Genomic DNA, 26244 nt, shown 5'->3' with positions numbered 1-26244 from the left:
GACAATTCCTAATCCTTAATAACCAAATACCAGTTCATTGTTACCTGCCAGATATCAAGTTATTACCAATTACAAGTGTTGAGGGGAATCAAATGACATTTTTGTATAAAAATAGCCAAGAAAATGAGAATATAATCTCGGAAGTGGAAAATATTAATGGTGATCCAAATATAGCGAATATTGCCAGTAATGAAATATCTTTATTAAATGCGATCGCTCAGGAATTTAAAACTTGGCGGCGACAGTTGCAAGACATCACAACTCATTTGCGCCAAGCCCCAGATATTGATACGCTATTCAAAATCACTGTAGCGCAAATTAGACAAAAGATTGGCTGCGATCGCGCCTTGATTTATCAGTTTACTTCCCTAGAATCAGGTAATGTTTTAGCAGAATCCAGAACACTAGGTTGGACACCGACGTTAGGCGAAAATATTCCCGGAATTATTTTTGGCTTATATAGCAGTAAAGACTATATAGAACCTGTAGTTATTGGCGATATTAATCAGATTCAACTTACCCCTTATCAAAAGCAGCTGCTAGATAAATTTCAAATTAAGGCTAGTTTGAGTTTACCGATTGTAGTGGAAGGTAAAGTATGGGGGTTACTGGCAGTAAATAATTGCCAATCAACGCAGCACTGGCAGGAGGTAGAAATTAGTCTACTATCTCAAATTACAACAGAACTGGTCTACAGATTGCAGAGCTTTGAATTTCACAAAGAACAACAAAATCAAACACAGGCAAAGAAATCAGTAGCGAAAGTCATCGATAAAATTCTCCGCACATCAGTATCAAATGTAGATAAGATTTTCCAAACAACCACTCAAGAAGTACGTCAATTACTAAAATGCGATCGCGTAGCTGTTTATCGCTTCAAACCTGACTGGAGTGGCGAGTTTATCGCGGAGACAGTGGGTAATAATTGGACAAAAATGGTCGGGCCTGATTTTAACATGGTCTGGGAAGATACTTACTTACAAGACACTCAAGGAGGACGTTATGGCAAGGGTGAAACCTATGTGGTCAACGACATTTATCAAATGGGCCATGTTCAATGTCACATTGATATTTTAGAGCAGTTTGAAATGAAGGCTTATATCATTGCGCCAATATTCAGTGGAGAGAAATTATGGGGCTTGCTGGGAGCTTATCAAAATTCTGGGGCGCGTGATTGGCAATCTTGGGAAGAAAGCTTTTTAACTCAGATTGGCTTGCAATTTGGTGTGGCCATATCACAAAGAGAATATGTCGAGGAAGTGCAGAAGAAATCTGATCAACTAGCTCAGATACTTGAACAGGAGAAAGCTTTAACTAAGATAGTCGATCGCATCCGACAAACCTTAGATGTAGATAATGTCTTCAAAATAACCACTCAAGAAGTACGGCAATTACTAAAATGCGATCGCGTCGTAGTTTTTCGCTTCAATCCCGACTGGAGTGGTGAATTTGTTGCTGAGTCAGTAGTTAGTAATTCGATAAAACTGGTAGGACCTGATATTAAAACCGTCTGGGCAGATACCTACATCCAAGAAAATAAAGGGGGTCGATATGTCCAAGGTGAAAGCTTCATCGCTAATGACATCCATGAAGTAGGTCATTCTCCCTGCCATGTTAATATGTTAGAGGAGTTGGAAATTAGAGCCTATGTGATTGTACCTGTATTTTCTGGTGATAAATTGTGGGGATTATTAGCAATTTATCAAAACTTTGTAGCTCGTGATTGGCAACCTTGGGAAGTCAGCTTTTTGATTCAAATTGGCTCTCAATTTGGTGTAGCTGTATCACAGGCAGAATATCTGGAACAAGTGCGAATTAGAAATACACAACTAGCTCAGTTAGCGGAACAAGAGAAAGCTTTCACTAAGATAGTCAACCGCATCCGCCAATCTGTAGATGTAGATAGTGTCTTCAAAACAACCACTCATGAAGTGCGTCAATCACTAAAATGCGATCGCGTCGCCGTCTATCGCTTTAACCCTGACTGGGGTGGCGAATTTGTCTCTGAGTCTGTGGGTAATGCTTGGACAAAACTGGTAGGCCCTGATCTTAGAACCTTTTTAGACGATACCTACTTGCAAGAAACTCAGGGAGGTAGATATGTCAAAGGTGAAAACTTTATCGTTCATGACATCTATAAAGCAGGGCTTGCTCCCTGCCACATTGAGATTTTAGAGCAGTTTGAAGCCAAAGCTTACATAATTGTTCCTATATTCTTCGGGGAGAAATTGTGGGGCTTGCTGGCAGCGTATCAAAATTCCAGCACCCGTGAATGGCAAAGCTGGGAACTTAACTTTTTGGTTCAGACTAGCTTGCAATTTAGCCTAGCTAAATCACAGATAGACTATTTGGAATTAGTTCGGGTAAAATCTGACAAACTAGCTCAGTTAGCCGAACAAGAGAAAGCTGTTACAAAGATCAGCAACCGCATCCGGCAATCTTTAGATGTGGAAGATATTTTCAAGATAACCACTCAAGAAGTGCGACAATTATTGCGATGTGATCGCGTCTCTGTCTATCGCTTCAATCCTGACTGGAGTGGCGAATTTGTGTCTGAGTCAGTAGGTCAGAGTTGGGTGAAACTGGTAGGACCTGATGTTAAAACTGTCTGGGAAGATACCCACTTACAAGAAACTCAGGGAGGTCGATATGCCCAAGGTGAAACCTTTGTTGTAAATGACATCTATAAGATGGGTCATTTACCCTGCCATCTTGAAATATTAGAACAGTTTGAAGTCAAAGCTTATGTAGTTGTTCCTGTATTTGCTGGGGAACAATTGTGGGGTTTGCTGGCAGCTTATCAAAATTCGGGAACTCGTGATTGGGACGAATCTCAAGTCAGTTTGTTAGCACGCATTGGCAATCAGTTAGGGCTGACATTACAACAGACCGAATATTTGCAACAAGTACAAGCGCAGTCAGCAAAATTAGCAGAAGCAGCAGCACGGGAAAAGGCAGCCAAGGAATTACTACAACAACGATCTATTCAACTCCTAATAGCCCTTAGACCCGCTCTCAACGGCGACTTAACGGTACGCGCACCGATTACAGAAGACGAGCTAGGCACGATCGCTGATGCTTACAATAGTACTCTGCAAGCACTGCGACAAATCGTTATTCAGGTACAGGGGGCTGCTCAACAAGTTGCCCAAACTTCTAGCAATAGCGACGCTTCACTGGCAGGATTGACCAATCTGGCGCAACAACAATCTGAGGAAATTACCGCAGCTTTAGGCGAAATTCAACTGATGGTGGACTCTACTCAAGCTGTAGTGGCGAATGCTGAGTTAGTGCAACTAGCACTGCAACAAGCCAATCAAACTGTAGAGTCTGGCGATACCGCCATGAACCTGACTGTAAAAGCAATCCAAGGAATTCGCGAAACTGTTGCTCAAACCAGCAAAAAGATTAAACGCCTCAGTGAATCCTCACAAAAAATCTCCAAAGTGGTGAATTTGATTGGTAATTTTGCTACACAGACAAACGTACTGGCTTTGAATGCAGCCATTGAAGCCACCCGTGCCGGTGAATATGGCAAAGGCTTTGCAGTTGTAGCTGATGAAGTCCGTTCTTTATCTCGCCAGTCAGCAGCAGCCAGCATCGAAATTGAAAAATTAGTCCAGGAGATTCAAGCAGAAACTGGGGAAGTTGCAGTAGCGATGGAAACTGGTATTCAACAGGTGGTAGAAGGCACAAATCTTGTCAATGACACTCGCCAAAACTTAAATGCGATCGTTTCTGCAACTGCCGAAATTAGTCAGCTAATCGAGCGAATTACCGCAGCGACTCAAAAACAAATGACGCAATCTGTAACAGTAACTAAATCAATGCAAGATGTAGCAGAAATTGCCAATAAAACTTTTGCTGAATCTCAAGAAATTGCTACTGTGTTCCAAGATTTATCAGGGATGGCAAAAGACTTATTAACAACTGCTGGTAAGTTTAAAGTCAACTAAATTTTGGATTTTGGATTTTGGTGAAGCAGCGCGGTCTTGGGGAGCGAGTGTGTTGGACGGCTCGGCCGACTTGTTCGCGCAGCGTCTCCCCTTCTCCCAAAGGGAGAGGCTAGCGCCAAGGGAGAAGCATCTGGCGTGGTTTCCCCCATGAGCGACTGCTGTTAGCGTAGCGTAAAGCCTTAGCTTCGTTTAGAGCGAGTCGTCTCCCCTTGGGAGAAGGGATTATGAATGAGGAGGATTTTAAGCAAAGAACAAAGCAGCTAGCATTGCGAGTAATACGTTTAGTAGAGAGCCAGTCCACAGAGCCGAACGGCAGAGGTCATTGGCAAGCAGCTAATCCGTTCAGCAACATCTGTGGGAGCTAACTATCGGTCAGCTTGTCGTGGTAAGTCAACCGCCGATGTCATTGCTAAACTCAGCTTGGTAGAGGAAGAAGGCGATGAAAGTCTTTATTGGAAGTCCCTTATTGTTGAGGTTGGTTTATTACCACTGGAAAAAGTGAGCAATTTGATGTCAGAAAACACCGAAATTCTGGCCAGGACAGTTGCAAAAATCAAAAATTTACGCAACAAATCAAAAATCAAAAATTTAAAATCAAAAATTTAAAATATGATCACAGATAACGAAATCCGCGAACAAGGATACATCTACTTTCTGGCTGAAGCCCCAGAATTAATCCAAATTATTGAACAAGAACTATTTAGCTTATCGGAAGGTTATAGCATTGCCAAAGTTCACAACTTAATGCGGGCTACTCATACACTTAAAGGTGGCGCTGCTAATGTTGGGCTAGAAGTAATTAAGATGATAGCCCATTTTTTAGAAGATGTATTTAAGGCTCTATATAATCCAAAAGTAGTAGTTGATGCCGAATTACAAACACTTTTGTTACAAGCTTATGAGTGTCTTAGCATAGCATTAAATACCGAGCTAATCGGCAGCACTATTAATGATGAAGAACTGCTAAATCGAGCAACTTCAGTGTTTGCACAGTTGCAAGAAAAACTGGGTGATGCATTTGGTGCTGAATCTCATATTCCCACTTCTGAAGAATTGGGATTTGATATTGTGCAGTCCGTTTTTGAAGTGGGAGTAGAACAACGTCTAAACAGTATTGCTGACGCTGTTAATAATCCACCAAATAATGACGAATTTATCGAGTTTTTACACTCTCAAGCTGAAGTTTTTTTCGGCTTGGCAGAATCTCTAAATTTACCTGGATTGGGAGAAATTGCCCAAACAATTCTGTCAGCACTGCAAGCAAATCCCACCCAGGTGCAACAAATTGCAGAAATTGCCCTTGCAGATTTGCAACAAGCACAAAAAATCGTATTAGAAGGCGATCGCACATCTGGTGGAGAACCTTCCCCAGGTTTGCGAAAACTCACGACAGTGGCAAATAATCAGTTATCTGGAGAATTGCAAAATAATTCATCTCATGGCATATCTATCATCAATGAAGAACAATTTTACCACTTTATAACTACATCTGATAACAATAAAAACCAACCTGTCAACCCAACAACTGCCAAGTTTTATTTAAAAGTAATTCGCTACATTTTTGGCTGGTTTAATCACCAGATAGAAATACCAGAGCCAGAACTCAGCTTGACTTTACTGATTCCCACATTAGAAAAAATAAGTCTACTTAGTTATATCCAAACCTGGCTGAAAAAATTTCTTGATTTTGTCCAAGATGAAGGAGATAGTCAAAGTCTTTGTATTTATCGACGTGGGATCATCTTAATCATCCTATTTGTAGTTACAAAATTTCAATATTCTATTAAACCATCTGATAGCTATCTCTCAGTAATTAAAATATTACAAAAGCAAATTCATACATTAGCACAAGAATATAAAAATTATCCTCCTGTTAATGGCAAAGAGAAAAATTGGCTTGATAGTCCCAAGTTACAAACACTGTTAGTTTTTAAAGAAATATCTAAATCGGTATCTCCTCAAGCAGCTGATAACTTAGTAGAAGCAATATGGGGAGAAGAAGCTAGCGAAAACATTCCTGCTGAAGTGGTGATGAGCCAGACTGATGATTCTTCAGAAAAGCTTGATTCCTTAACTGTCAGTGAGCCAGTAGTTTCTGAAACAACTATTGAAGTCATGCCTGATTTAGCTACACAAATCAATAAAGAAATAGAAGATAAATCACAGTATGTTCAAACTAAAAATTTGCGCCAACCTTCATTTATTCGAGTAGATACAGAGAGACTGCAACACCTCAATTATCTAGCAGGAGAATTGCTGATTTACCAAAAACGGCGTAGTTTGCAAGATGAACAAGTCAAAGAAATAATTGAGCAATTAATACAGCAACTCACTAGACACCAAACAAGTTTAAATGAATTACGTGATTTACCATTACAAATACAAAATATTACCTCACAACAAACGCAAGATTTTGCAGTGAATTTTGACTCTCTGGAAATGGATGTATATACAGAATTTCATATGACATTGCATGAAGCAATAGAAGAGATACTGCAACTACAAGAAACCACAGAGTCTCTTGACTTGCTCGTGACGCAAGCTGCTCAAATTAGTGACAAACAAGAGAATTTAACTCTTAATATTATAGATAGCTTAGTAGAAGCACGAATGTCGCCTTTGGGCAATATCCTGAATCGCTTCCCCCACATGGTAAATAAGTTGGGGAATGTTTATGCCAAACTTGTAGAATTGAAACTTACTGGTACTGCGGTGCTAGTGGATAAAGCGATCGCAGAAAAGCTCTACGATCCTTTATTACACTTAGTGCGTAATGCTTTTGACCACGGTATTGAAACTCCGCAAGTTCGCCGAGAGCATGGTAAACCAGAACAAGGTTTAATCGAAATCTCCGCCTATCATCAGGGTAGCCAAACTGTTATCGAAGTTCGGGATGATGGTCAGGGATTGAATTTAGACAGAATTCGCAGAAAAGCTGCTGAATTTTATCCCATACAAACTGAAGAAAAAACTAGAAGCTATGCTTCTAATCTGGCTGATCCTGAACTTTTAGATTTGATATTTTCGCCGGGATTTTCTACTGCTAATAAAGTGAGCGAAATTTCTGGGCGCGGTATGGGTTTAGATATTGTGCGTACTCAGATGCACGCACTTAATGGTTCAATTTCAGTCCAATCTTTGCCCAACCAAGGAACAACATTCATACTCAAAATCCCTTTTTCTATGACTACAGAAAAGTTAATGCTAGTTCAAGCCAAAGGTGTTGTTTATGCCCTTCTTTTGGACAGTATCGAAAAAATATTGATTCCATCTGAACAACAGATTAAAGAAATTGAAGGGAAAAAAGTCTTGCATTGGAACACAGACAATGATGATACTATGGTCAGCATCCGTCAACTTTCAAACTTGATTGATTATAATAGTTCATTCATTAATAGTGCTACTCTATACAACACATCAAATACTCACGACCCAAACATAGCGAAAAATCCGGTGCTTTTGCTACGACGAAATCAGGGAATGTTTGCTTTAGAAGTTGACCAAATCATTGGTGAACAAGAACTGGTAATTAGACCTTTAGGAAATGCGATCGCACCGCCAAAATACATTTACGGTTGTAGTAGTTTAGCCAATGGTAATCTCATCTTAGTTATTGATGCTTTGTTGCTGGTAAAATCTAGAGATAACCAACAAACAACACTTGATATCAGGGCGCTACCAGTAGCTTCTTCGTCAAATAAAAAAGCCTTGCCGATATCAGGACATAATTTTTCATCTACACCATTACTTACTGCATCTACTTCCACAACAACTATAGAAACCCAACCCAGTTATTCTCAACAGCCAGATAATAAATCACCAAAAGCTGCATCTACTTCCACAACAACTATAGAAACCCAACCCAGTTATTCTCAACAGCCAGATAATAAATCACCAAAAGCTGCATCTACTTCCACAACAACTATAGAAACCCAACCCAGTTATTCTCAACAGCCAGATAATAAATCACCAAAAGTTGTTTTAGTAGTAGATGATGCAATTAGTCTCCGGCAAACTCTCTCTCTGACTCTGCAAAAATCTGGCTATCAAGTAATACAAGCTCAAAATGGTATAGAAGCTCTAGAAAAGTTGCAGCTACATCCAGAAATACAAGTTGTCATCTCCGATTTAGAGATGCCACGAATGAATGGTTTTGAGTTGTTGAGCAATTTTCGTCAATACCCCAATTTAGCAAAAATACCTGTAGTGATTCTCACTTCTCGCAGCGCTGAAAAACACCGCAGGCTTGCCCAAGAATTGGGTGCAAAGGCTTATTTGACCAAGCCTTATTTAGAGAATGAGTTTATTTCTACAATTCAGGGGTTAATTAACAGTAATACAAATGATTCCAAGCATTTAAAAATGGTGACAAATCATATCATGTCCGCATAATTAGTTATGCTAACCACAGTCAATATACGCCACCCCCAGCCCCTCCCCGCTCTTCGGGAGGGGAGACAAAGCATAGCTTTGGCGGGGGTGGGGTTCTTCGGGTTTAATAAGCAATCAAGCGGACATGATATCATCGATATTTTTGGAAATGCGATCGCCTTAATTACCCAGTGCTATTTTATTCTCATCTAACCCGTCTCAGAATGAATTCTGAGTCTAATAGCGGAAGTCGTCTTAAGACGACTCAGAAAACGTTAAAGTCCGTTAAAACGGACTTTAGTTATAAGCTGCGGAAGTTCAGTTCTGGGCGGTTTATATGTAGAACGAAATAGCCTTGCTTAATTACCAGGTAGATTATTGGGATCTACACCTAGAGAACGTAAATACTGCGCTAACTGTTCAGCCCTTTGCCGTTCTTGTTCAGCCCGCGATCGCTGCTCTTGTGCTTGTTCTGCATCTGTCAAATAGCGGTTTCCTTGCTGATCATACCAACATAAAAACTCCTGTTGTATCCCGGCAATTACAGCTTGGTGTCGCCCAATACCTAACCCTACCTCTGGCATTAAATAGGGTTCACCTATTTGTAGTTGGTAGTTTTCATCTATCAACTTATACACTTCAAAGGGTTGATGTTGGTCGCGTCGCCAAAACTCTGGGTTATAAATTACGTAGTAGAATACACCGAGTTTTCTGTATATATCTAGCTTCTCGTCGTATTCACCTCCTGGCGTGTGGGATACCATTTCTAATGTGAATATTGGAACTATCCCATTTTCTTCCCAAACCGCGTAACTTTTGCGTGATTTGCCACCCTTTTTCCGTTCTACTCCCACACTCAAAAAAGCATCTGGCACTACAGGTACTCTGGGATTTACTCCTGTGGTGTGATATACACCCATATCTACTCCGAAGTACCAATCCATGCGATTTGCCCAAATGGAGTTGAGTAAGAAAAGTAAAATATTGGGCAAAAAGTTTTGGTCTTCGTTATCCACTGGTGTATCGTCCGAACAGGGAAGTTCATCAGTAGTTGGTAACGCATTTTTGAGATCAGGTGAGAGCATAACCGTTGTCTCGCTGGCGTTTGATGCCTTTATTATAAGTGAGTGACGAAAAGTTTAGCGTTGGGGTGTAGTTTCACCAAACTTAATCAAAAGCGCGATCGCAATACTAACAAGCAAAATTAACGTCATACTCAAAGCTGAACCAAATCCCCAATTTTGCGTTGCTCCCAGAAACTGGTTATAAACTAACCGCGCCGCCGTCATACTAGAAGCACCACCAAGTAATTCTGGATCGACAAAATCCCCCAAACCTGTGATGAATACAAGCATGGAAGCAGCCGCAATTCCCGGAAAAATTTGCGGTACGGTTACTTGCCAAAAAGTTTCCATCGGATTTGCACCTAAATCAGCTGCTGCTTCTAGCAAGCGCTTGTCTAGCTTTTCGAGAGAAGCATATAAAATCAAAACCATATAGGGTAACAAGCTGTAACTCATGCCAATAAATACAGCTTGACTTTGGTTAAGTAATTCCAAAGTAGGCAGACCTAAATTGCTGAGTAAACTGTTCAATAAACCAGTAGGACGAAGAATCGTAATCCAAGCATAGGAGCGAAGTAACGAGGAAGTCCACAAAGGTAATATAAAGCCTAATAGCAGCAAATTCCGCCAACGTTGCGGCGCTATTTGAGCAATCCAATAAGCGACGGGGAAGCCCAAAATTAAACAAATGATGGTGGTGCCAAACGCAAAAAATAGCGATCGCACGATTACTTGCAAGTAAAGGGGGTCAAATATTCGGATGTAGTTTTTAAATCCGTTGGGATTAACCAAATCTCCCGGTTGGATGTCTGCAACTAAACTTAACTCGAAAATTATCAAACTTGGCAGCACCAACAAAAGTAATAACCAAATCCCAGATGGTGCAAGTAATACCAAAGGCTGAAGCCAATTTACTCGTAGGCGATGCAAATCTTCTATTTTGTAAATCTGATTTTTTTCAAAATTCATCACTTATCACTCTGTCAATTTTAAATTTTTAATTTTGGATTTTGGATTGAATTACAAATCTAAAATCCAAAATCCAAAATTTAGTTAACCGCTAGTTAATTGAGTCCAATAGCGATCGTAAACCTCTTCAAATTTTCCTACAGGACTAACACGTTCGCAATTTGCTAAAACCGACTCTGAGGGAAATAAATTAGCGTTGTTCTGGATGATTTTTGGCAATTGCTCGAATCCAGCACTATTAGGTGTAGAAATACTCAGGCGTTGACTGATTTGGGCTGCTAATTCTGGTTGCAGAATCATGTTAATCCAAGCATAGGCTCCAGCCTGGTTGGGGGCTGTTTTGGGAATAACAATAGTGTCTGTCCATAATGAAGAACCACTGCGGGGAATCACATATTTTAGTTTAGGGTTTTCTTGAGAGATTTTCACCGCATCTGCTGAATAACACATTGCCAATAGTAAATCTCCTGCCAGAATTTGATTTTGCCAAGCATCGGTGTCAAAACGTGCGATCGCAGGTTTTAGCACCTTCAACTTTTCATAAGCTTGTTTGATTTGTTGTTCATTTTTGGAGTTGTAAGAATAACCTAGCATCCGTAACGTCGCACCCATCACTTCTCGAACATCATTGAGCAAGGTCATCTGTTGACTAAGTTGCTCTTGGTTTTGCCAAAGATAATCCCAGTCTTGTGGTGCATCTTTGATTTTTTCGGAATTGTAAAGTAAACCTGTTGTCCCCCAGTTAAAAGGGATACTATATCGGTTATTGGGGTCATAACTAGGATTCTGAAACCGGGGAAATAAATTCTCTAAACCGATTAAGCGATCGTGATTTATTTCTGTTAACAAACCTTTGCTTACCATCTTCTGCACCATGTAATCGGATGGGTAGATGATGCTGTAAGTGCCACCGCCTCCAGCTTGCAACTTAGCCAGCATGACATCATTGGAATCATACACATCCGCTAGCACTTTCATCCCGGTTTGGGTGCTAAAAGTTTTCAGTAATTGGTTGTCAGTATATTGCGTCCAGGTAAAGATATAAAGTTGGTCACGTTGACCATTCGTATTAGAATTAGCACGTACTTCAGCCAGCCTCCAGCCACAACCAGCTAAAGATAAGCTAGAAAGTGCTGCCACCCCTTTTAAAAATTTGCGTCTGTTAGTCATTTAGATGCGTAACATAGTTTGATTTATTCTTGCCCACTTACTTATACTAAAAACGGGTTGGAGCTTTACTTTTAAAATCGCTAAGAGATTAACAGGCAAAATTTTCTTTGCCCAGGCAAAAGTCCAGCAATCAGCCGTTTTTAGTATAACTAAAGACTATTAATGACGCATCTTGATATCAGTTTCGTGCCTGGGTTGAGTACTTTGGAAAAGTCTTTAAACGAGCCACGGTTGCGGTTAACCCGCAATATACAAGCCCTGAATGCTCTAGCTGCGGTGAAATTGTCAAGAAAACGCTATCGACTCGAACGCACGCTTGTAAGTGTGGTTGTGTAATGCATAGAGACGAAAACGCAGCTAGAATCATCCTACTGCGTGGATTGGAATAGGGCATACCGGAACCCTTCGGCAGGCTCAGGGCATCGCCTTTGCGCTAGACGCTTTTCAACGCTTGGGGAGATGAAACCTCTACTCAATAGGAGCGAAAGCCTGATTGAGCAAGTTATGTCTTAGATTCAAGAATCGAGCGTGTCTTTAGACCTGAGAGTGTGAATTTAAGGCTTCCTTAATCTATGATGGTTGTCCCCCCTCAATAAGATCCCTGCATTGAAGGAGTTTTTCATCATATGGGTATTCAGTGGGACAAAAAACCAGAAGGTTTTGCAGATGAAATTATGTAGATTTTGAGTATATGGCTTAAACTAGTAAGTTTATCATCATATTTCTTATAGCTTCAATCAATAGGCTGTTATGCTGTTCGCAAGAAAGCCAAACAAGTTTGTAGAGAATTGCGGTACAAAGTAGTTAAATATGTTGTTAAACATTTGTAAACTGTTAGCAGCCGAGTAGCCGCGTGTCACATCTTGTTAAGGAATTATCATGAGACAACTTGTTATTGCTGAACGCGTATGCCTCATTGGTCATATCGTGTCAAAAGCCTTTGGACTGGTAGGGATGCTACTGGTCATACCTAATGCCGAAATAATTTTCAACTTATCGCAGGTTGGAGAAACTGCCATGCAGTTAAGTATGGCAGGTGGCGGTGTAGTTGATATCATCTTGGGGACAATAGCTGTCTCTATTTATGCCTACCGGACATTGGGATTGGGAACTTGGCTAGCATTTATGCTGCCGGCTGTGTTTATCTCTTTGGGAAGTGAACTACTGGGAACCAGCACAGGTTTTCCATTTGGCGATTATAGCTACTTGAGTGGCTTGGGCTATAAGATTGGTGGGTTAGTTCCTTTCACAATTCCTTTATCTTGGTTCTATGTTGGGCTGTCGTCTTACTTAATTGCGAGAACTGGTTTGAAAGTGGCTCAAAAACCCAGTTGGGGACGCCATATTGCGGCTATAGCCGTTGGTGCTTTGCTCTTCACTTGCTGGGATTTTGCCCTTGAACCAGCTATGAGTCAATCTTCTCTGCCCTTCTGGTATTGGGAACAACCAGGAGCTTTCTTTGGGACACCTTACCAGAACTATGCAGGTTGGTTTGGCACTAGCGCCCTGTTTATGAGTGTGGCAGGATTATTGTGGAGAAATACATCGATTAAATTAGAGCGATCGCAACTCAATCTACCCTTAGTCGTTTATTTAACTAACTTTGCTTTCGCTGCCGGACTAAGCTTGGCCTCTGGGTTTTCCATCCCTGTGTTGCTTGGCTTATTGTTAGGTGTGACTCCCGCCGTGGCACTGTGGTTAAGCAGTTCAACCACACCCACGCAAGTTGCTGTTGAACCAGCAAGCAAGGAAGAGGAAGTATCAGTAGCAAAGGTTGAAGTTGCCTTGAAATACGTTTAGAAATTAAGGAGTGGGGAGTGGGGGAGAAGGGGACAAAGAGAATAACCAATCCCCAATGCCCCATGCCCAATGCCCCATGCCCAATGCCCAATGCCCAATGCCCAATGCCCAATGCCCAATGCCCAATGCCCAATGACTAATGACTAATGACAACGCTTTGATAGTAGAAAGCGCCATCTCCCTTTTATTGCTACTTATCCAAGTACCAGCAACGGCGATTCTGTTTTCGCGCCTGCTAAAGGGGCCAAGACGCCTTCCCCCAATAGAACCGCAACAGCCGACGCCGGAACTTTTGGGTAGGGTTAGTGTCATCGTTCCCACATTGAACGAGGCGCTTCGCATTAGCCCTCTGTTAGCTGGTTTAAGTCAGCAAAGCTACGAAGTTCGGGAAATAATTGTTGTAGACAGCAAATCTGGTGATGGCACTCCCGACTTGGTAAAAGCGATACAGCAGAAAGATCCGCGCTTTCGCCTGATGACAGATGACCCCTTACCCTCTGGTTGGGTGGGACGTCCTTGGGCGTTGCATAACGGTTTTCTATATAGTTCTGAGGCTAGTCAGTGGTTTCTTGGACTGGATGCTGATATCCAACCGCATCCTGGTTTAGTTGCTGGTTTAATGAAGACGGCCGAAGCAGAAGGCTATGACCTCGTTTCCCTTTCACCCCAGTTCATCCTCAAATATCCAGGAGAGTGCTGGCTACAACCAGCTTTGTTGATGACTCTGCTTTACCGATTTGACCCCGCCGGGATCAATACAGAGCAACCAGAACGGGTGATGGCAAATGGGCAATGTTTTTTGTGTCGTCGCTCCGTTTTAGCTGCTGTGGGTGGTTATAGCAGTGCAAGTAGTTCTTTTTGTGATGATGTCACTTTGGCACGGAATATTGCTGCTCAAGGGTATAAAGTGGGCTTTTTAGATGGCGCAAAGGTGCTGAAGGTTCGGATGTATGAAGGGGCGATGGAGACGTGGAAGGAATGGGGGCGAAGTCTCGACCTCAAAGATGCAACTTCTCGTTCTCAGTTGTGGGGAGATTTATGGCTACTCACATCTGTTCAAGGTCTACCCCTTTTAATTGTCCTCACTTTTTTGTTGATTTTTTCCCCACTCTCCTACTTGCTACAGACGCGATTAATCGCGTCTCTACCCACTCCCCCACTTCTTCTGCTGGGACTGAATTTATTCCTCCTGGTGATTCGCTTTGCTATGCTGATAGCGATCGCACCTTCCTACGATCGCACAACCGCTAAAGGTAGTTGGTTGTTCTGGCTTTCGCCTTTGGCTGATCCCTTAGCTGTGCTGCGAATCTTCTTATCTGCGTTCCGCACCCCGCGCGAGTGGCGGGGACGCAAATATAGTGCTGAGTTATGAGTGGGGCATTGGGCATTGGGCATTGGTCAATAACCAATAGTTCTTCCCCTGCTCCCCCTGCTCCCTCTGCTCCCTACTCCTCTTCACCTCCTATTTGATCCCCGCGTTCCAGTTCCCAAAGAATTTGATTTCCTTCACGGCGTACCCGTGACACTATCCAGTTTCGCCAGCGCCATTGATCTCCCCGACTGGTGACAGCACTGGCGTGGACATCCATCAAGTCTGCTAACTCAGAACTCGTAATTAAGTAGCCTTTTTCAGAAATTTCGTCAGCGATACGCAGAGTTTCGACCAAGTTGCGAAGTTGCGAAACCTTCATTTCCGCCGCTTTTTCATCGGTTGTGGCCGCAACTGGCCCAGTTGATAGTTCCATAACAGTTATTTCTAGTGCAGAAGTACTGACTTGTTGGGTATTTTGGTTAATTATTCTAGAGTTTTTTTCATAATCAGCTACTTTTGCTACATTTAGTTCGCTGGAATCATGTAAAGAGTTGTAAAAATATGTGGGAGATAATTGTTGTAGCGAAGGGATTTTGCCACTAGCATAGGTGCGAGCGATCGCATCACAACGTTCGTTACCTATGTTACCAGAATGTCCCCGGACGTGTTGCCATTTCACCTGTTGGGTATTAAGTTCATCAAGAGTTTCCAAAAGGTCTTGGTTTTGGACGGGTTTACCATCTGACTTTTTCCAGCCTTTCTTTTTCCAGCCTTTCACCCACTTGGTAACGCAGTTAATCAGGTATTCGCTATCGGTATGAAGGGTGATGGCTTGGGCTTGTTGAGATGTTTGCAGGAATTGGAGGGCGGCGATCGCAGCTTGCATTTCCATTTTATTATTAGTGGTATGAGGAGATGCATCGCCCATTTCGTGGATTGAGCCATCGCTGAAGTAAACGACAACACCCCAACCGCCAGGGCCAGGGTTCCCGGTGCAAGCACCATCGGTGTATATGCTTTGAATTGTGGGTTGGGTGGACATGGTTAGGGTATGGAACCGCGAAGGACGCTAAAGAGAGGCAGCGCGGTGCGGGGGTTCCCCCCCGTTGTAGCGACTGCCGTCGCAAAGGGAAGAGTTATTAGCGGCGAATTTTTTTAAAGAACATCCAGGATATTATACTGGTTCGCACTCCGGCAACAACGCTCCACAAGAAGGCTGTTGTGGGAAAAAATGGTATTTTGCTATTCGGTGGGTATTGAGCAACCAACACAAAAGATGCGATTTGGCTGGTTGCTAATCCGATACCTGCGCTATGCGCGTTACCCAACCTACGAATATTCTTAACCGAGCAGTATTGTCATAGGTGTTAATCAGAAATTTGGGAAGGTATCCGAAAAACTATAGGTTCAGGATGTAGATATAAATGTTAGTTTTTTGCTCATTGTGGTTTAGGTCATGTAGAAAAACCCACGAAAAACCTAACCCCCTTCCCGACGTGGGAGGGGGGAAAATTCAAAGTCTCTGACGCCACGTGCTTCAAGTCGGCAGAGCCGCCCAACGCAGTGGCTCCTCCTTTTAGGAGAGAGAAATAGAAGTGAGGTTTTCCAGATACTGTGAAAATTCAGATGTTATCAGTTCTGCAATAAGTTGAGGTAAATGTCTTCAAGTATTCCAGAGATAATAACAGGGTAATAAGCTGTGTAATTTTTCGATGAAACTAGCTATTTAGTTTTTTAAACCTCCTTATGAGCAATTGCTTTCTATCAAATATAAGTCAATTTTATTGATGTAAAAATGTACTATGAGCCAGAAAATAGTTGAATCGATTAAGAATTTTTTTCAGCCTAGCCTCCGCAATTCAGCCAATAAAGGGGCATTTGACTTCAGGATGATAATAAGTATTGTGGCTTTAGGTTACTTAGTTTTCATCCCAGCTAAAGGACTTGAGAAAAACCGAAGATTAGAGACAACAGAACTAGGACTTTTAACCATTATATTATTGTTAAATTCTTCGGTTATTGAGAGGATAGAAAAATTACAATTTGGTAGCAATGGAGTAGAATTAAATCTAGTTCATAGTAAAATTAAAGCTAATATAGAGGCTAATCAAAAGGAGTCAAAAGCTTTAGCTTTATTAGGAACTTTAATAGAAGATGATGAAAACCAAAGAAAGTTTTTTGACTCTTTGCTAGACGATGGAGAGAGAACAACTCTGGAAAATTTATTTAATGCTGAAAAAGATCAAAGACAGTTTCCATATAAAAAGGAACAATCTTGTGAGCAACAATTGAGACATTTACGAGTATTAGGCTTTATTGAACCTTTAACAAATTATCAAATTAACGAATTGCCTTCTCAAGGCAATTTAAGAGACTATTTCCAGCTTACTTGTACTGGAAAAATATGTCTAGCTTTAGGTTCTAGTAAAATTGCTCCACAAGACATATTAAATCAATGTGGAAGTGACTGTCATTGCCACAAAATATTGACTCAGATTATAGAAAAACAAGGTCAATATGGGCTAAAGATGAATAGCACTAATAACTAATATAAGTGTAAACCCTTGATATTACAGACAAAACCCGCCTCTGCGGGTTATAAACCATTAATTTTTTGTTAGTCCGCGCGGACGAAAGTTTGTATAGCCGCGATTTCTAATCGCCAGGGTTACACATCCGTTTTAAATCTTGTAAAACTGCGGCGGCTGATTGGTAGCGATCGCTAAAATGATAGCAAACCATTTTATCTAAAATTGCCGCTAATTCTGCGCTGACTGACGCTGTTTGCCGCCACATCACATTACCCGTTTCTGCATCTGGGTGGAGTTCTTGCGGTGGTATCCCAGTGATGGCTTGAATGCCAATCATTCCTAAAGCGTAAATGTCACTGCATAAGCGGGGATGACCGGCAAATTGTTCTGGAGGTGCATAACCCCGCGTCCCGATGGCTACTGTGGCTAATTCTGTTTGCTCACTACTTGGCGGTTGCATCAATTTTACAGCACCAAAGTCAATCAACACCAGCCGATTATCTTGAGCGCATCTAATAATATTAGTCGGTTTGATATCACGATGAATAACTCGATGCTGGTGAACAAATTCGAGAACTTCTAAAACTTGTTTGAACATCTCGATCACAAATGATTCATTTTGCAGATTCTGCACAGGTGGTAATTCTTCACTTAGGGTATGTCCCTCAATATATTCTTGAATTAAATAGAATTCTTGGTCATCTTCAAAATAAGCAAGTAGTTCGGGAATCTGATGATGTTTACCCAAAGATTCTAAAATTTCAGCTTCACTATTAAACAACCTGCGAGCAATTTGCAAAAATCGTGTATCTTGACGGGCTGGCATTAACTTTTTAACTACACAAATCGGATTACCCGGTCGTTGAGTATCCTGTGCTAAATAAGTGCGACCAAATCCACCAGCACCAAGAGTTTTAGAGATTTGGTAACGTCCACTCAAAAGCAAATCACCAGATTTTATTTCTGGTGAATCAATTGGGGGAGGAAAGTCAAGATAGGAGTCGGGAATTGCTGTTTTGTCTTCTAAGAGTACATTTAATTGGGCGATCGCTTCTTGTTGTTTTTCAACTTGCAGAATAATTATCTGAGTTTGCCTCTGATTTTGGTAGCTAGTATAAGCAATCACACAGATACTACTAATCACCAAAGCAAGAGCAGAAGGGATTAACGGCACCCATCCGGCTTGGAAAAACAAAGCAACGCAGATTAATACTAAGCCAAGTAGAGTTGTCCCTCCTACCACTAGCAACAGCAACGGATTTTGCCACCGCCATGCTAAAACACTACCTAAGAGCGACCAGCCCCACACCCAAATAAGTTCCCCCCAGTCGGGCCAATACCAAATTAGAGGTCGCCCATCCAACACTGTACTGATGAGTTGACTTGCTATCTGTGCATGAATAAACAGAGCAGGCATTCTGGCTGGTTGATCTGGCAAAGTGCTGTAGGGTGTATAAAAGCCACCTGGAGGGAGATTAGCTGCTGTGGTGCCAATAATTACAAGACGGTCTTTAACTAAATTAGGGTTGACTTGGCCACTGAGGACTTGTGTGAGGGTTACTTGGTCGGCGAGGCTGTTAGGGTGACGGTAATTTAATAATATTTGATAGCCATTTGCATCCAGATGTTGATAACTACCAGAATTAGCTTCTAAACGTGGGAAGAGGGTTTTACCTAACTGAAACTCTCCTTTCTTAGTGAACTGGTATTCAATGCCTTGTTTTTCCAGATAATTAATTGCAATTAGGGCACCAAATGCAAATGATGTTGTACATTTATTGTCTGTAGAGTTAGCAAATAACAAACTGCGGCGGAGAATTTGGTCGTTTTCATTATCAGCGACCACATCGCTAAAGCCAACATTATCTATAGGAAAATTAGGCGGCGGTGGAATTTCATCTCTACCCAAGCTGCTGAACAAACAGGTGCTGATAATGTTACCTTGATTTTGCTCCTTAGCTGCCAAATTGTTGTCTTCTGGTCGGAAAAGATATAAACCAACAATTCGCGGTTGATAAGACTCTATTTTCTCTAACAGCTGATTGATTCTACGATTTGATAGAGTCCATTTCTCTCGTTTGAGATCGTCGTCAGTGATTTTTACCAGCAAAATCCGCCGATCAGGTGCTTCTGCTGGACGCGATCGCAACATCTGATCATAAACTCTTAACTCCCAAGGCTGCAACCATTTGAGTTCCCGAACTCCCCAGATCAAGGCGGTGACTCCTACACTGGTAACTAAAATAATTTGCAGCCAGCTTTTGCTCTGGGAAGTTTCACGGGAATCCTGAACTTTGACAAAGGGGACACGGAGTTTTTCTAATAGTCCACTAATCACGGCGTTGCGACGTTAGCCTGAATTGGGTATATCTTGCAGACGCAGAAGTTAATTTTCTAACTATAGGTTAAAAGCTAGTTAACCAGAAGCTTCTATTAATGTAGCAATTTACTTGCTAGTTATAGCAATCCGATTTGATTCCTGAATCACTCGTAGAGAAAGGGAACGGGGAATAGGGAACAGGGAAGAAGGAATAAAGATATACTGAGTTTTTTTCAAAAATCAAATAGGAGTCCTATAGTTATTGCTGTCTAACGCTATGCGGCTAATCATCTGTTTGAGATGTTTGAGCATCTTCAACAGGACTGGTAATTGGGAAAGAAATCGGATTAGTAGATGGGGTTAGTAAATCTAACTGCGGTTGTTCGAGTGATGCTTCGATGCTTGAATCAGCAAAATAGGAGCCAATAATTTTATCATAGTTAGAAGCAACAGCTAAAAAAGCGCCACCCAAAATATAGATAGGTAATGGCAGATTAAATTCTTGCAACCAGTCAAACAGTTCCGCCAAGGCAAACAGCACGAAAAAGCAGGCAAGCCAAACCCTCATATTTTCATTCCCTGGATTCAAACAACTCTATTACTAGCTTAAATAGCTTGCATGATAGTTGATGTAGTGCATAATCACAACCTCTATAGCCCTAGATAGATGCAGTCAGAGTTATAGCATCTGCTATATTCCAATATCTAGTAGAAAAATAAAAATATATTTACCTTATGCCTGCAATCGAACAGCTAAGGATTGCACTGTTGGTTCGTGAGACTCGCCAGTGCCTCAAACTTACATAAGTAAAACTGGCAACAATGTTAGGGTTTCGTTCCACACTATAAACCGATGGGAAAACGGACGGACACGACCTTCACCACTGGCGATGAAACAAATTGAACAACTATTGCACGAGATGGGAAAACCCGGTGAGGCGCTTTTAGCCAAATACTTTCAAAAATGAGGAGCAGAGACTGTGACTGCTGAAGTTCCAGCAACTATCACCCAAGACGTTGAACAGGTCTTAGCTAGGATCAGCGATGCTTTTGTCATATTGGATCGGGAATGGCGCTACACCTACGTCAATGACAAACTAGCTGAACTAGCTGGGATGAATAAGGAAGACTTCTTAGGCAAGAGTATTTGGGAGTTTCCTGACACAGTTAATAGCCTACTCTACACTGAACTGCACCGCGCGGTTGCCGAACAAGTTACAGTAAATTTTGAGTATTTCTATCCAAAATGGCATCGCTGGTTGGAAAACCGCGTCCATCCCTCAGAAACTGGCGTATCAATCTTAATTACAGATATTACTGAGCGCAAACGTAGCCAACAGCTTCTAACTGCACAGTATGCGATCGCCCGTGTCCTCTCTGAAGCGACTACGCTGGTGAATGCGGTTCCAGCTATTCTACAATCCCTGTGCGAAAGTTTAGGATGGCAAGCTGGAATCATTTGGAGTGTAGACGATGAAGCTAATGTTCTGCACCGCATGAGTAGTTGGTATTCATCTGACTTGGAGAAAGAGCCATTCAACCAGCACACAATTGCTTTGAATGAAGGGCTACCCGGTCAAACTTGGGCTAGTGGTCAACCTGTTTGGATTTCATCACCCGCCGAATACGAGAATTTTTTTGCCACGGCCATCGGATTTCCGATTCGGCTGGGTAATAAAATCTTAGGTGTGATCGAATTTTTCAGCGGCCAAATTTTAGAGCCTGACACCAATTTACTCCAAATGATCAGTGCGATCGCCACTCAAATTGGTCAGTTCATCGAGCAGCAGCGAAATTCCTCGTTACTGCAAGAAAGCGAGGAAGAATATCGCCGGATTATTGAAACCCCAGGTGTCTCGATTGGCAAGGAAGACTTTACCATTGTTAAAGGTTTAGTTGATCACCTGAAAGCTCAAGAGGTTAGAGATTTGCGGCAATATTTGAGCGAACAGCAAGCGGCGCTGCGCGATAGTGAAGCACGCTACCGCTCACTGGCAGAAGCAAGCGCATCCATCATCTGGAGCGCAGCCCCTTGGGGCAACGTTGTTGATGATATTCCGACTTGGCAGGCGTTTACAGGGCAAAGTCCCGAACAATACAAAGGATGGGGTTGGGTTGAGGCACTGCACCCAGAAGATCGTTCCTCAATGGTGGCAATTTGGAAACAGGCGTTTCCGACACGCAGCGTTGCAGTCGCCGAGTATCGTGTTCTGCGGCATGATGGCGAATACCGTTACATGAATATACGCGGTGTGCCTATACTCGACGAAACAGGCGAAATCCGCGAATGGGTAGGAATGTGCGTCGATATTACCGATCGCAAGCAAGCAGAAGTCGAGCGCAAACAATTATTTGAGCGGGAGCAAGCGGCTCGTGTTGAGGCTGAAGACGCCAAAGAGCAAGTTACCCAAATTTTGGAAAGGATCACTGACGGCTTTCTTGCTTTTGACAGTAGGTGGCGCTTCACCTACCTCAATCATCAGGGAAGCAGTACTCTGGGGCGTTCCTGCGAGGATCTGCTGGGAAAAAATTTGTGGGAAGAGTTCCCAGAACTCGCTGCTACTAGCTTTGGTCAGCTTTATCAAAGGGCGGTTGCTCTAGGAATGCCGCTTGAACTTGAAGATTATTACCCACCCTTTGATGCATGGTTTGCGGTTCGTGCCTATCCTTCACCCACAGGGTTATCACTTTATTTCCGTAACATTAATGTACGCAAACAGGCAGAGGCAAAACTGCGCGAGAGTGAGGCGTGTTTTCGGCTGCTGGCTGAGAATTCAACTGATATTATTTCACGCCATACAGTAGATGGAATTCTTCTGTACGTTTCACCAGCTTGCTACACAGTACTGGGATATCAACCAGAGGAACTAGTAGGTCGTCCCAGCCGTGAGGTAGTTCACACTGACGATGTGGCAGAGATTGCTAGGAATTACCCAGTCAATGCCGATTTACCAGATATTTATACCATTACTCACCGTGCTCGTCACCAAGACGGAGATTATATCTGGTTGGAAACAACTCTTCGAGCGATTCGCGATCGCCAAACTAGAGAAATTTTAGAGATGCAGGCGTCTTCGAGAGATATTACTGAGCGCAAGCAGGTGGAAGAGGAGCAGCGTTTTCTCGCTGAGGCTAGTGGGATTTTGGCTGCATCATTGGACTACGAGACAACTTTAGCAGGTTTGGCGCGTTTGGCAGTGCCTGAAATAGCTGATTGCTGCTTAGTTGATATTATTTGTGACAATCAATCAGTCCGTCGGGTTGCAGCAGCCCATGCCGATCCAGGGAAACAAGAATTTGTAGAACAGTTATACAATTATCCGCCTGATTTGACACAAACAGAAGGTGTTGCTGAGGTAATACGGACAGGCAAATCACAAATTACTCATTTTATTTCTGATGAACAGATGCAAGCGGCAACCGACAACGCCGATCACCTAAAAATCTTGCAAGAACTAAATCCAACATCTGGTATGAGTGTACCGCTGATAGTTCGGGGACGGGTGCTGGGAGCTATGACTTTGGTATCTTCTTCAGGTCGTCGCTACGACACCAAAAGCCTGATGTTAGCTGAGGAGTTAGCTCGCCGTGCAGCGATCGCTGTTGATAATGCTCGACTCTACACAGAAGCACAGCAATCTCAACAGGCGGCTTTACGGGCAGCATCTCGCACTGCACGTCTGCAAGCCATTACCGCTGCACTTTCTGAATCTCTAACTCCGGCACAGGTCGCGGAAGTAATTGTAGAGCAAAGTATGGCAGCTTTGGGAGCTAGTTCTGCCTTAGTAGCATTACTGACTAAAAGCGGCACTGAACTGGAAATTGTCCGTGCAGTAGGTTATCAACAAGAAGCGGTAGATTCATGGCGTCGATTCTCTATTAATGCATCCGCGCCACTGGCAGAAGCAGTAAGAACCAAGCAGCCTATCTGGCAAGAGCCAACAACAGCGAGGGTTACTCGTTACTCAAATCTGGCTGAGGATTATGCTCAGTACAACTACGGAGCTTGGATTTCGATTCCATTGATCATCGAGGGACGAGCCATAGGTGGAATGTCTCTAGCTTTTGCCGAGATTCAAGAGTTTAATCAGGATGACCAAGCCTTTATCCTGGCACTAGCACAGCAGTGCGCTCAAGCAATGGAACGTGCCCGCCTATACGAGGCAGAGCAAACCGCACGGGAAGTGGCAGAAAACGCCAACCGGATTAAAGACGAGTTTTTGGCAGTCCTTTCTCATGAATTGCGATCGCCACTTAACCCAATTTTAGGTTGGTCAAAGCTACTCCAAACCAAAAAACTTGATGAAAAGACAATCCCTCAAGCCCTGAAGACTATTGAGCGAAATGCTAAGTTACAAGCTGAACTGATTGAAGACTTGCTGGATATCTCCCGGATTTTACAAGGTAAACTCAGCTTGAATATCTACCCAGTTGATCTGACATCTGTGATTTCGGCAGCAATAGAGACAGTGCGGCTATCGGCAGAAGCTAAGTCAATTGAGATGCACATCAGCCTGGAAGCAAATCTGGGGCAAGTTTTAGGTGACTCCAGCCGATTGCAGCAAATCGTCTGGAATTTGCTCTCAAATGCAGTTAAGTTTACCCCTGCGGGGGGACGGGTGGATATCCGACTAGAAAGGGTACAGAGAGCAGAAAATACTCCCATGCTAAATCCTGTATTTTATGCTCAGATCACAGTCAGCGACACGGGCATTGGCATCGACCCCAATTTTCTGCCTTACGTATTTGAATATTTTCGCCAAGAGAACAGCAGCACCACCAGAAAATTTGGTGGATTGGGGTTAGGGTTAGCGATCGTCCGTCACTTAGTCGAACTGCATGGCGGGACAGTTCAGGTAGAAAGCGGGGGCGAAGATCAGGGGGCAACTTTTACTGTGAGACTCCCGCTAATCCAAAATCAATCTGAGATTAAACAGGACAGTAGCGACTCTGAGCCATCCTCAAATTTGAATGGTGTCAAAATTTTAGTAGTGGATGATGATACAGATACGCGAGAATTTATTGCCTTCTTACTAGAGCAGTATGGGGCAAATGTGACAGCAGTAACATCAGCAAATGAAGCACTAGCCGCTTTAACCCAATCCTTGCCAGATATAATTTTAAGCGATATTGGGATGCCAGAAGTGGATGGATGTATGTTCATGCGACAGTTGAGAATGCTGCCACCAGAGCAGGGAGGGCAAATTCGAGCGATCGCACTTACCGCCTATGCTGGAGAAATGAACGCCAAGGAAGTACTAACAGCCGGATTTGACAAGCATCTTGCCAAACCAATAGAGCCAGCCGAATTAGTAGATGCGATCGCCAACTTAATCGCTGATTAAAGTCCAATACGCTTGGGTTAAGGATAATTGTAGGTTGGGTGGAACGTAGTGAAACCCAACAAACCCACGAAAATGTTGGGTTTCGTTCCTCCACCTAACCTACGCAGATGAAGGGTTTTTGGCGCTAACACCAAGCGTATTGGATTAAAGTCAACGACTCCCTCACGAGAGCCGTTGCTCGATCATGAAAAACCTGCCTCTACCTGTTTACCGTTACTTGATATTATCAGGTGTGATAGCTTGATATTGTAGAGTAGGAAGAATCGCTTGTTTGATATCTACCTTACGCGGGATGGCTTTTTGTGCAAAATAAAAATCGGCAACGCTCTGCTGTTGGGCAATGATCGCAGGTGTTAGTCTTCTCAATCTATAAGCACTACGGCGTACCACCTTTTCTACAATTGATACATCTAATTTCAGATCGGGAGCTAACTCGTTGGCAATTATGGTTGGGTTTTTTTCAGCAAATTCTCCTGCCGTCTCTGCTTCCTCTAAAAACACTTGCACCAATGCCGGATTTTGGGTGACAAATGAACGCCTGCCAAGATAAAATCCGCCTAAAGTGTTAATTCCGGCTGCATTTCTCAAAATCCGAATCGGAGTAGTATTAGTACTTTGCACAACAGCTAACAACGGATCGCCACCCACCCAGGCGTCAGCCTGGCCTTGAAGAAAGGCGTCGCGGGCTTGAGTTGGAGTCAAAGCAACGATTTGAATATCGCTAATTTGTAACCCAACCTCTTGCAAAGCTTTTGCTAGTAAATACTGTGCATTCGACCCTACCTGAAAAGCAATTTTCTTACCTTTAAGATCCGCTACTGTCTTAATGGGAGAATTAGCTTTCACTACAATACCTTGGTTTGTCCCATCGGTAGGCGTGCGTCCAGCAATATAGACAAATTGAGGGGCGCCTGGGATTGTGGCTTGGGAAAATATTGGAGGTGTTTCTCCGACACTACCGATATCCACCTTACCTGCATTCAGCGCTTCTATCAATTGCGGCCCTGCTGCAAATGGCCCAACCCAATTTACGGTTACACCCAATGCTTTGAAACGTGGCTCAACAATTTTGCTAGCTTTGACAATATCACCAGAACTTTGATAGGCCAAGTTAATTACTTTGGCGTTTGTCTGCGCTTGAGTGCTTTGCACAAGGCTACCCACAAAGGGAGATAATAAAGCAAACAGTCCCAGTGCTGAATATTGGACAATACGCTTTAAAACTGTGCGGCGTTGTGGTTGAAATAGCTTGTTCATCAGTTGTGATTTTCCTCGTAAGTTTTAGCTTTTAAGTTGTAACCCATATTCTGCACTTCAAAATGTATTCTATGAATAGTTCAAAAATCATTACCAATAATGGTCATGTTATTAAATATTAATACTGACGATTATTGGTAGTTGGGCTA

At 42.6% G+C, this 26244-nt stretch carries 18 protein-coding genes and 1 pseudogene; 12 read left to right on the top strand and 7 right to left on the bottom strand.

Annotated elements, in window-relative coordinates; translation table 11 throughout:
* The first annotated feature begins 92 nt into the window (after positions 1–92).
* From HWQ41_RS16945 to HWQ41_RS16925, 5 genes are all read left to right on the top strand, one after another.
* On the top strand, positions 93–3956 hold the full coding sequence (locus tag HWQ41_RS16945) for a GAF domain-containing protein (RefSeq protein ID WP_292765017.1): 3864 nt from the start codon (positions 93–95) through the stop codon (positions 3954–3956).
* A gap of 224 nt (positions 3957–4180) precedes the next feature.
* A complete protein-coding gene (locus HWQ41_RS16940; RefSeq protein ID WP_292765015.1) occupies positions 4181–4321 on the top strand; it encodes a hypothetical protein in 141 nt (46 codons plus the stop codon).
* Positions 4311–4562, top strand: a complete 252-nt coding sequence (locus tag HWQ41_RS16935) for a four helix bundle protein (protein ID WP_292765012.1) — start codon at positions 4311–4313, stop codon at positions 4560–4562. Before HWQ41_RS16940 ends, HWQ41_RS16935 begins: the two co-directional genes overlap by 11 nt.
* 3 nt (positions 4563–4565) lie before the next feature.
* A complete protein-coding gene (locus HWQ41_RS16930; RefSeq protein WP_292765009.1) occupies positions 4566–8348 on the top strand; it encodes a response regulator in 3783 nt (1260 codons plus the stop codon).
* Positions 8349–8354: 6 nt separating this feature from the next.
* Positions 8355–8540: a hypothetical protein gene (locus tag HWQ41_RS16925; RefSeq protein WP_292765006.1), complete on the top strand. Its 186-nt coding sequence runs from the start codon at positions 8355–8357 to the stop codon at positions 8538–8540.
* 146 nt (positions 8541–8686) lie between these two features.
* Here the strand turns inward: HWQ41_RS16925 and HWQ41_RS16920 are convergent, their stop codons facing one another.
* The 3 genes from HWQ41_RS16920 to HWQ41_RS16910 all read right to left on the bottom strand — a co-directional run bounded on the left by HWQ41_RS16920 (position 8687) and on the right by HWQ41_RS16910 (position 11530).
* Positions 8687–9412, bottom strand: coding sequence for a Uma2 family endonuclease (locus HWQ41_RS16920; RefSeq protein WP_292765004.1), 726 nt, complete (start codon positions 9410–9412; stop codon positions 8687–8689).
* Positions 9413–9466: 54 nt separating this feature from the next.
* Entirely contained in the window at positions 9467–10360 is an 894-nt protein-coding gene (locus HWQ41_RS16915; protein ID WP_292765001.1) for an ABC transporter permease, read from the bottom strand.
* An 84-nt stretch (positions 10361–10444) separates the two neighbouring features.
* Complete coding sequence (locus HWQ41_RS16910) at positions 10445–11530, bottom strand: spermidine/putrescine ABC transporter substrate-binding protein (RefSeq protein WP_292764998.1); 1086 nt, start codon at positions 11528–11530, stop codon at positions 10445–10447.
* A 152-nt stretch (positions 11531–11682) separates the two neighbouring features.
* On the opposite strand from HWQ41_RS16910, the pseudogene HWQ41_RS16905 reads away from it, so the two are divergent.
* The 4 genes and pseudogenes from HWQ41_RS16905 to cruG all read left to right on the top strand — a co-directional run.
* Positions 11683–11993: pseudogene (locus tag HWQ41_RS16905) on the top strand (transposase); the annotation flags it as partial.
* Between the two features lie 416 nt (positions 11994–12409).
* Positions 12410–13330 (top strand): gamma-carotene 1'-hydroxylase CruF, encoded by a 921-nt coding sequence (gene cruF, locus HWQ41_RS16900; RefSeq protein WP_292764996.1) that lies wholly within the window; start codon positions 12410–12412, stop codon positions 13328–13330.
* Positions 13331–13340: 10 nt separating this feature from the next.
* A complete protein-coding gene (locus HWQ41_RS16895; protein WP_292764994.1) occupies positions 13341–13466 on the top strand; it encodes a histidine kinase in 126 nt (41 codons plus the stop codon).
* Between the two features lie 3 nt (positions 13467–13469).
* Positions 13470–14702 (top strand): 2'-O-glycosyltransferase CruG, encoded by a 1233-nt coding sequence (gene cruG, locus HWQ41_RS16890; protein WP_292764992.1) that lies wholly within the window; start codon positions 13470–13472, stop codon positions 14700–14702.
* A gap of 73 nt (positions 14703–14775) precedes the next feature.
* On the opposite strand, the gene rnhA is transcribed toward cruG, so the two are convergent.
* The gene (gene rnhA / locus HWQ41_RS16885; RefSeq protein WP_292764989.1) at positions 14776–15684 is read right to left on the bottom strand and encodes a ribonuclease HI; all 909 of its coding nucleotides are present in this window, start codon (positions 15682–15684) and stop codon (positions 14776–14778) included.
* Between the two features lie 760 nt (positions 15685–16444).
* Between rnhA and HWQ41_RS16880 the strand changes: the two genes are divergently transcribed.
* Positions 16445–17191 (top strand): hypothetical protein, encoded by a 747-nt coding sequence (locus HWQ41_RS16880; RefSeq protein WP_292764986.1) that lies wholly within the window; start codon positions 16445–16447, stop codon positions 17189–17191.
* 106 nt (positions 17192–17297) lie between these two features.
* Here the strand turns inward: HWQ41_RS16880 and HWQ41_RS16875 are convergent, their stop codons facing one another.
* Both HWQ41_RS16875 and HWQ41_RS16870 read right to left on the bottom strand, forming a co-directional pair.
* Positions 17298–19511, bottom strand: coding sequence for a CHASE2 domain-containing serine/threonine-protein kinase (locus HWQ41_RS16875; protein WP_292764983.1), 2214 nt, complete (start codon positions 19509–19511; stop codon positions 17298–17300).
* Positions 19512–19776: 265 nt separating this feature from the next.
* Positions 19777–20061, bottom strand: coding sequence for a hypothetical protein (locus tag HWQ41_RS16870; RefSeq protein ID WP_292764980.1), 285 nt, complete (start codon positions 20059–20061; stop codon positions 19777–19779).
* A gap of 220 nt (positions 20062–20281) precedes the next feature.
* Here HWQ41_RS16870 and HWQ41_RS16865 point away from each other — a divergent pair, with 220 nt between their 5' ends.
* Together HWQ41_RS16865 and HWQ41_RS16860 are read left to right on the top strand one after the other, a co-directional pair.
* Entirely contained in the window at positions 20282–20461 is a 180-nt protein-coding gene (locus HWQ41_RS16865) for a helix-turn-helix domain-containing protein (RefSeq protein ID WP_366931678.1), read from the top strand.
* Between the two features lie 12 nt (positions 20462–20473).
* Positions 20474–24838 (top strand): PAS domain S-box protein, encoded by a 4365-nt coding sequence (locus tag HWQ41_RS16860; protein ID WP_292764977.1) that lies wholly within the window; start codon positions 20474–20476, stop codon positions 24836–24838.
* A 213-nt stretch (positions 24839–25051) separates the two neighbouring features.
* Here HWQ41_RS16860 and HWQ41_RS16855 read toward each other — a convergent pair whose 3' ends face one another.
* Positions 25052–26095 (bottom strand): aliphatic sulfonate ABC transporter substrate-binding protein, encoded by a 1044-nt coding sequence (locus HWQ41_RS16855; protein ID WP_292764974.1) that lies wholly within the window; start codon positions 26093–26095, stop codon positions 25052–25054.
* Positions 26096–26244 lie beyond the last annotated feature (149 nt).

The sequence above is a fragment of the Nostoc sp. NOS(2021) genome (genome assembly GCF_017115025.1).
GTDB lineage: Bacteria > Cyanobacteriota > Cyanobacteriia > Cyanobacteriales > Nostocaceae > Nostoc.
This window is presented reverse-complemented; position numbering and strand designations above follow the sequence as displayed.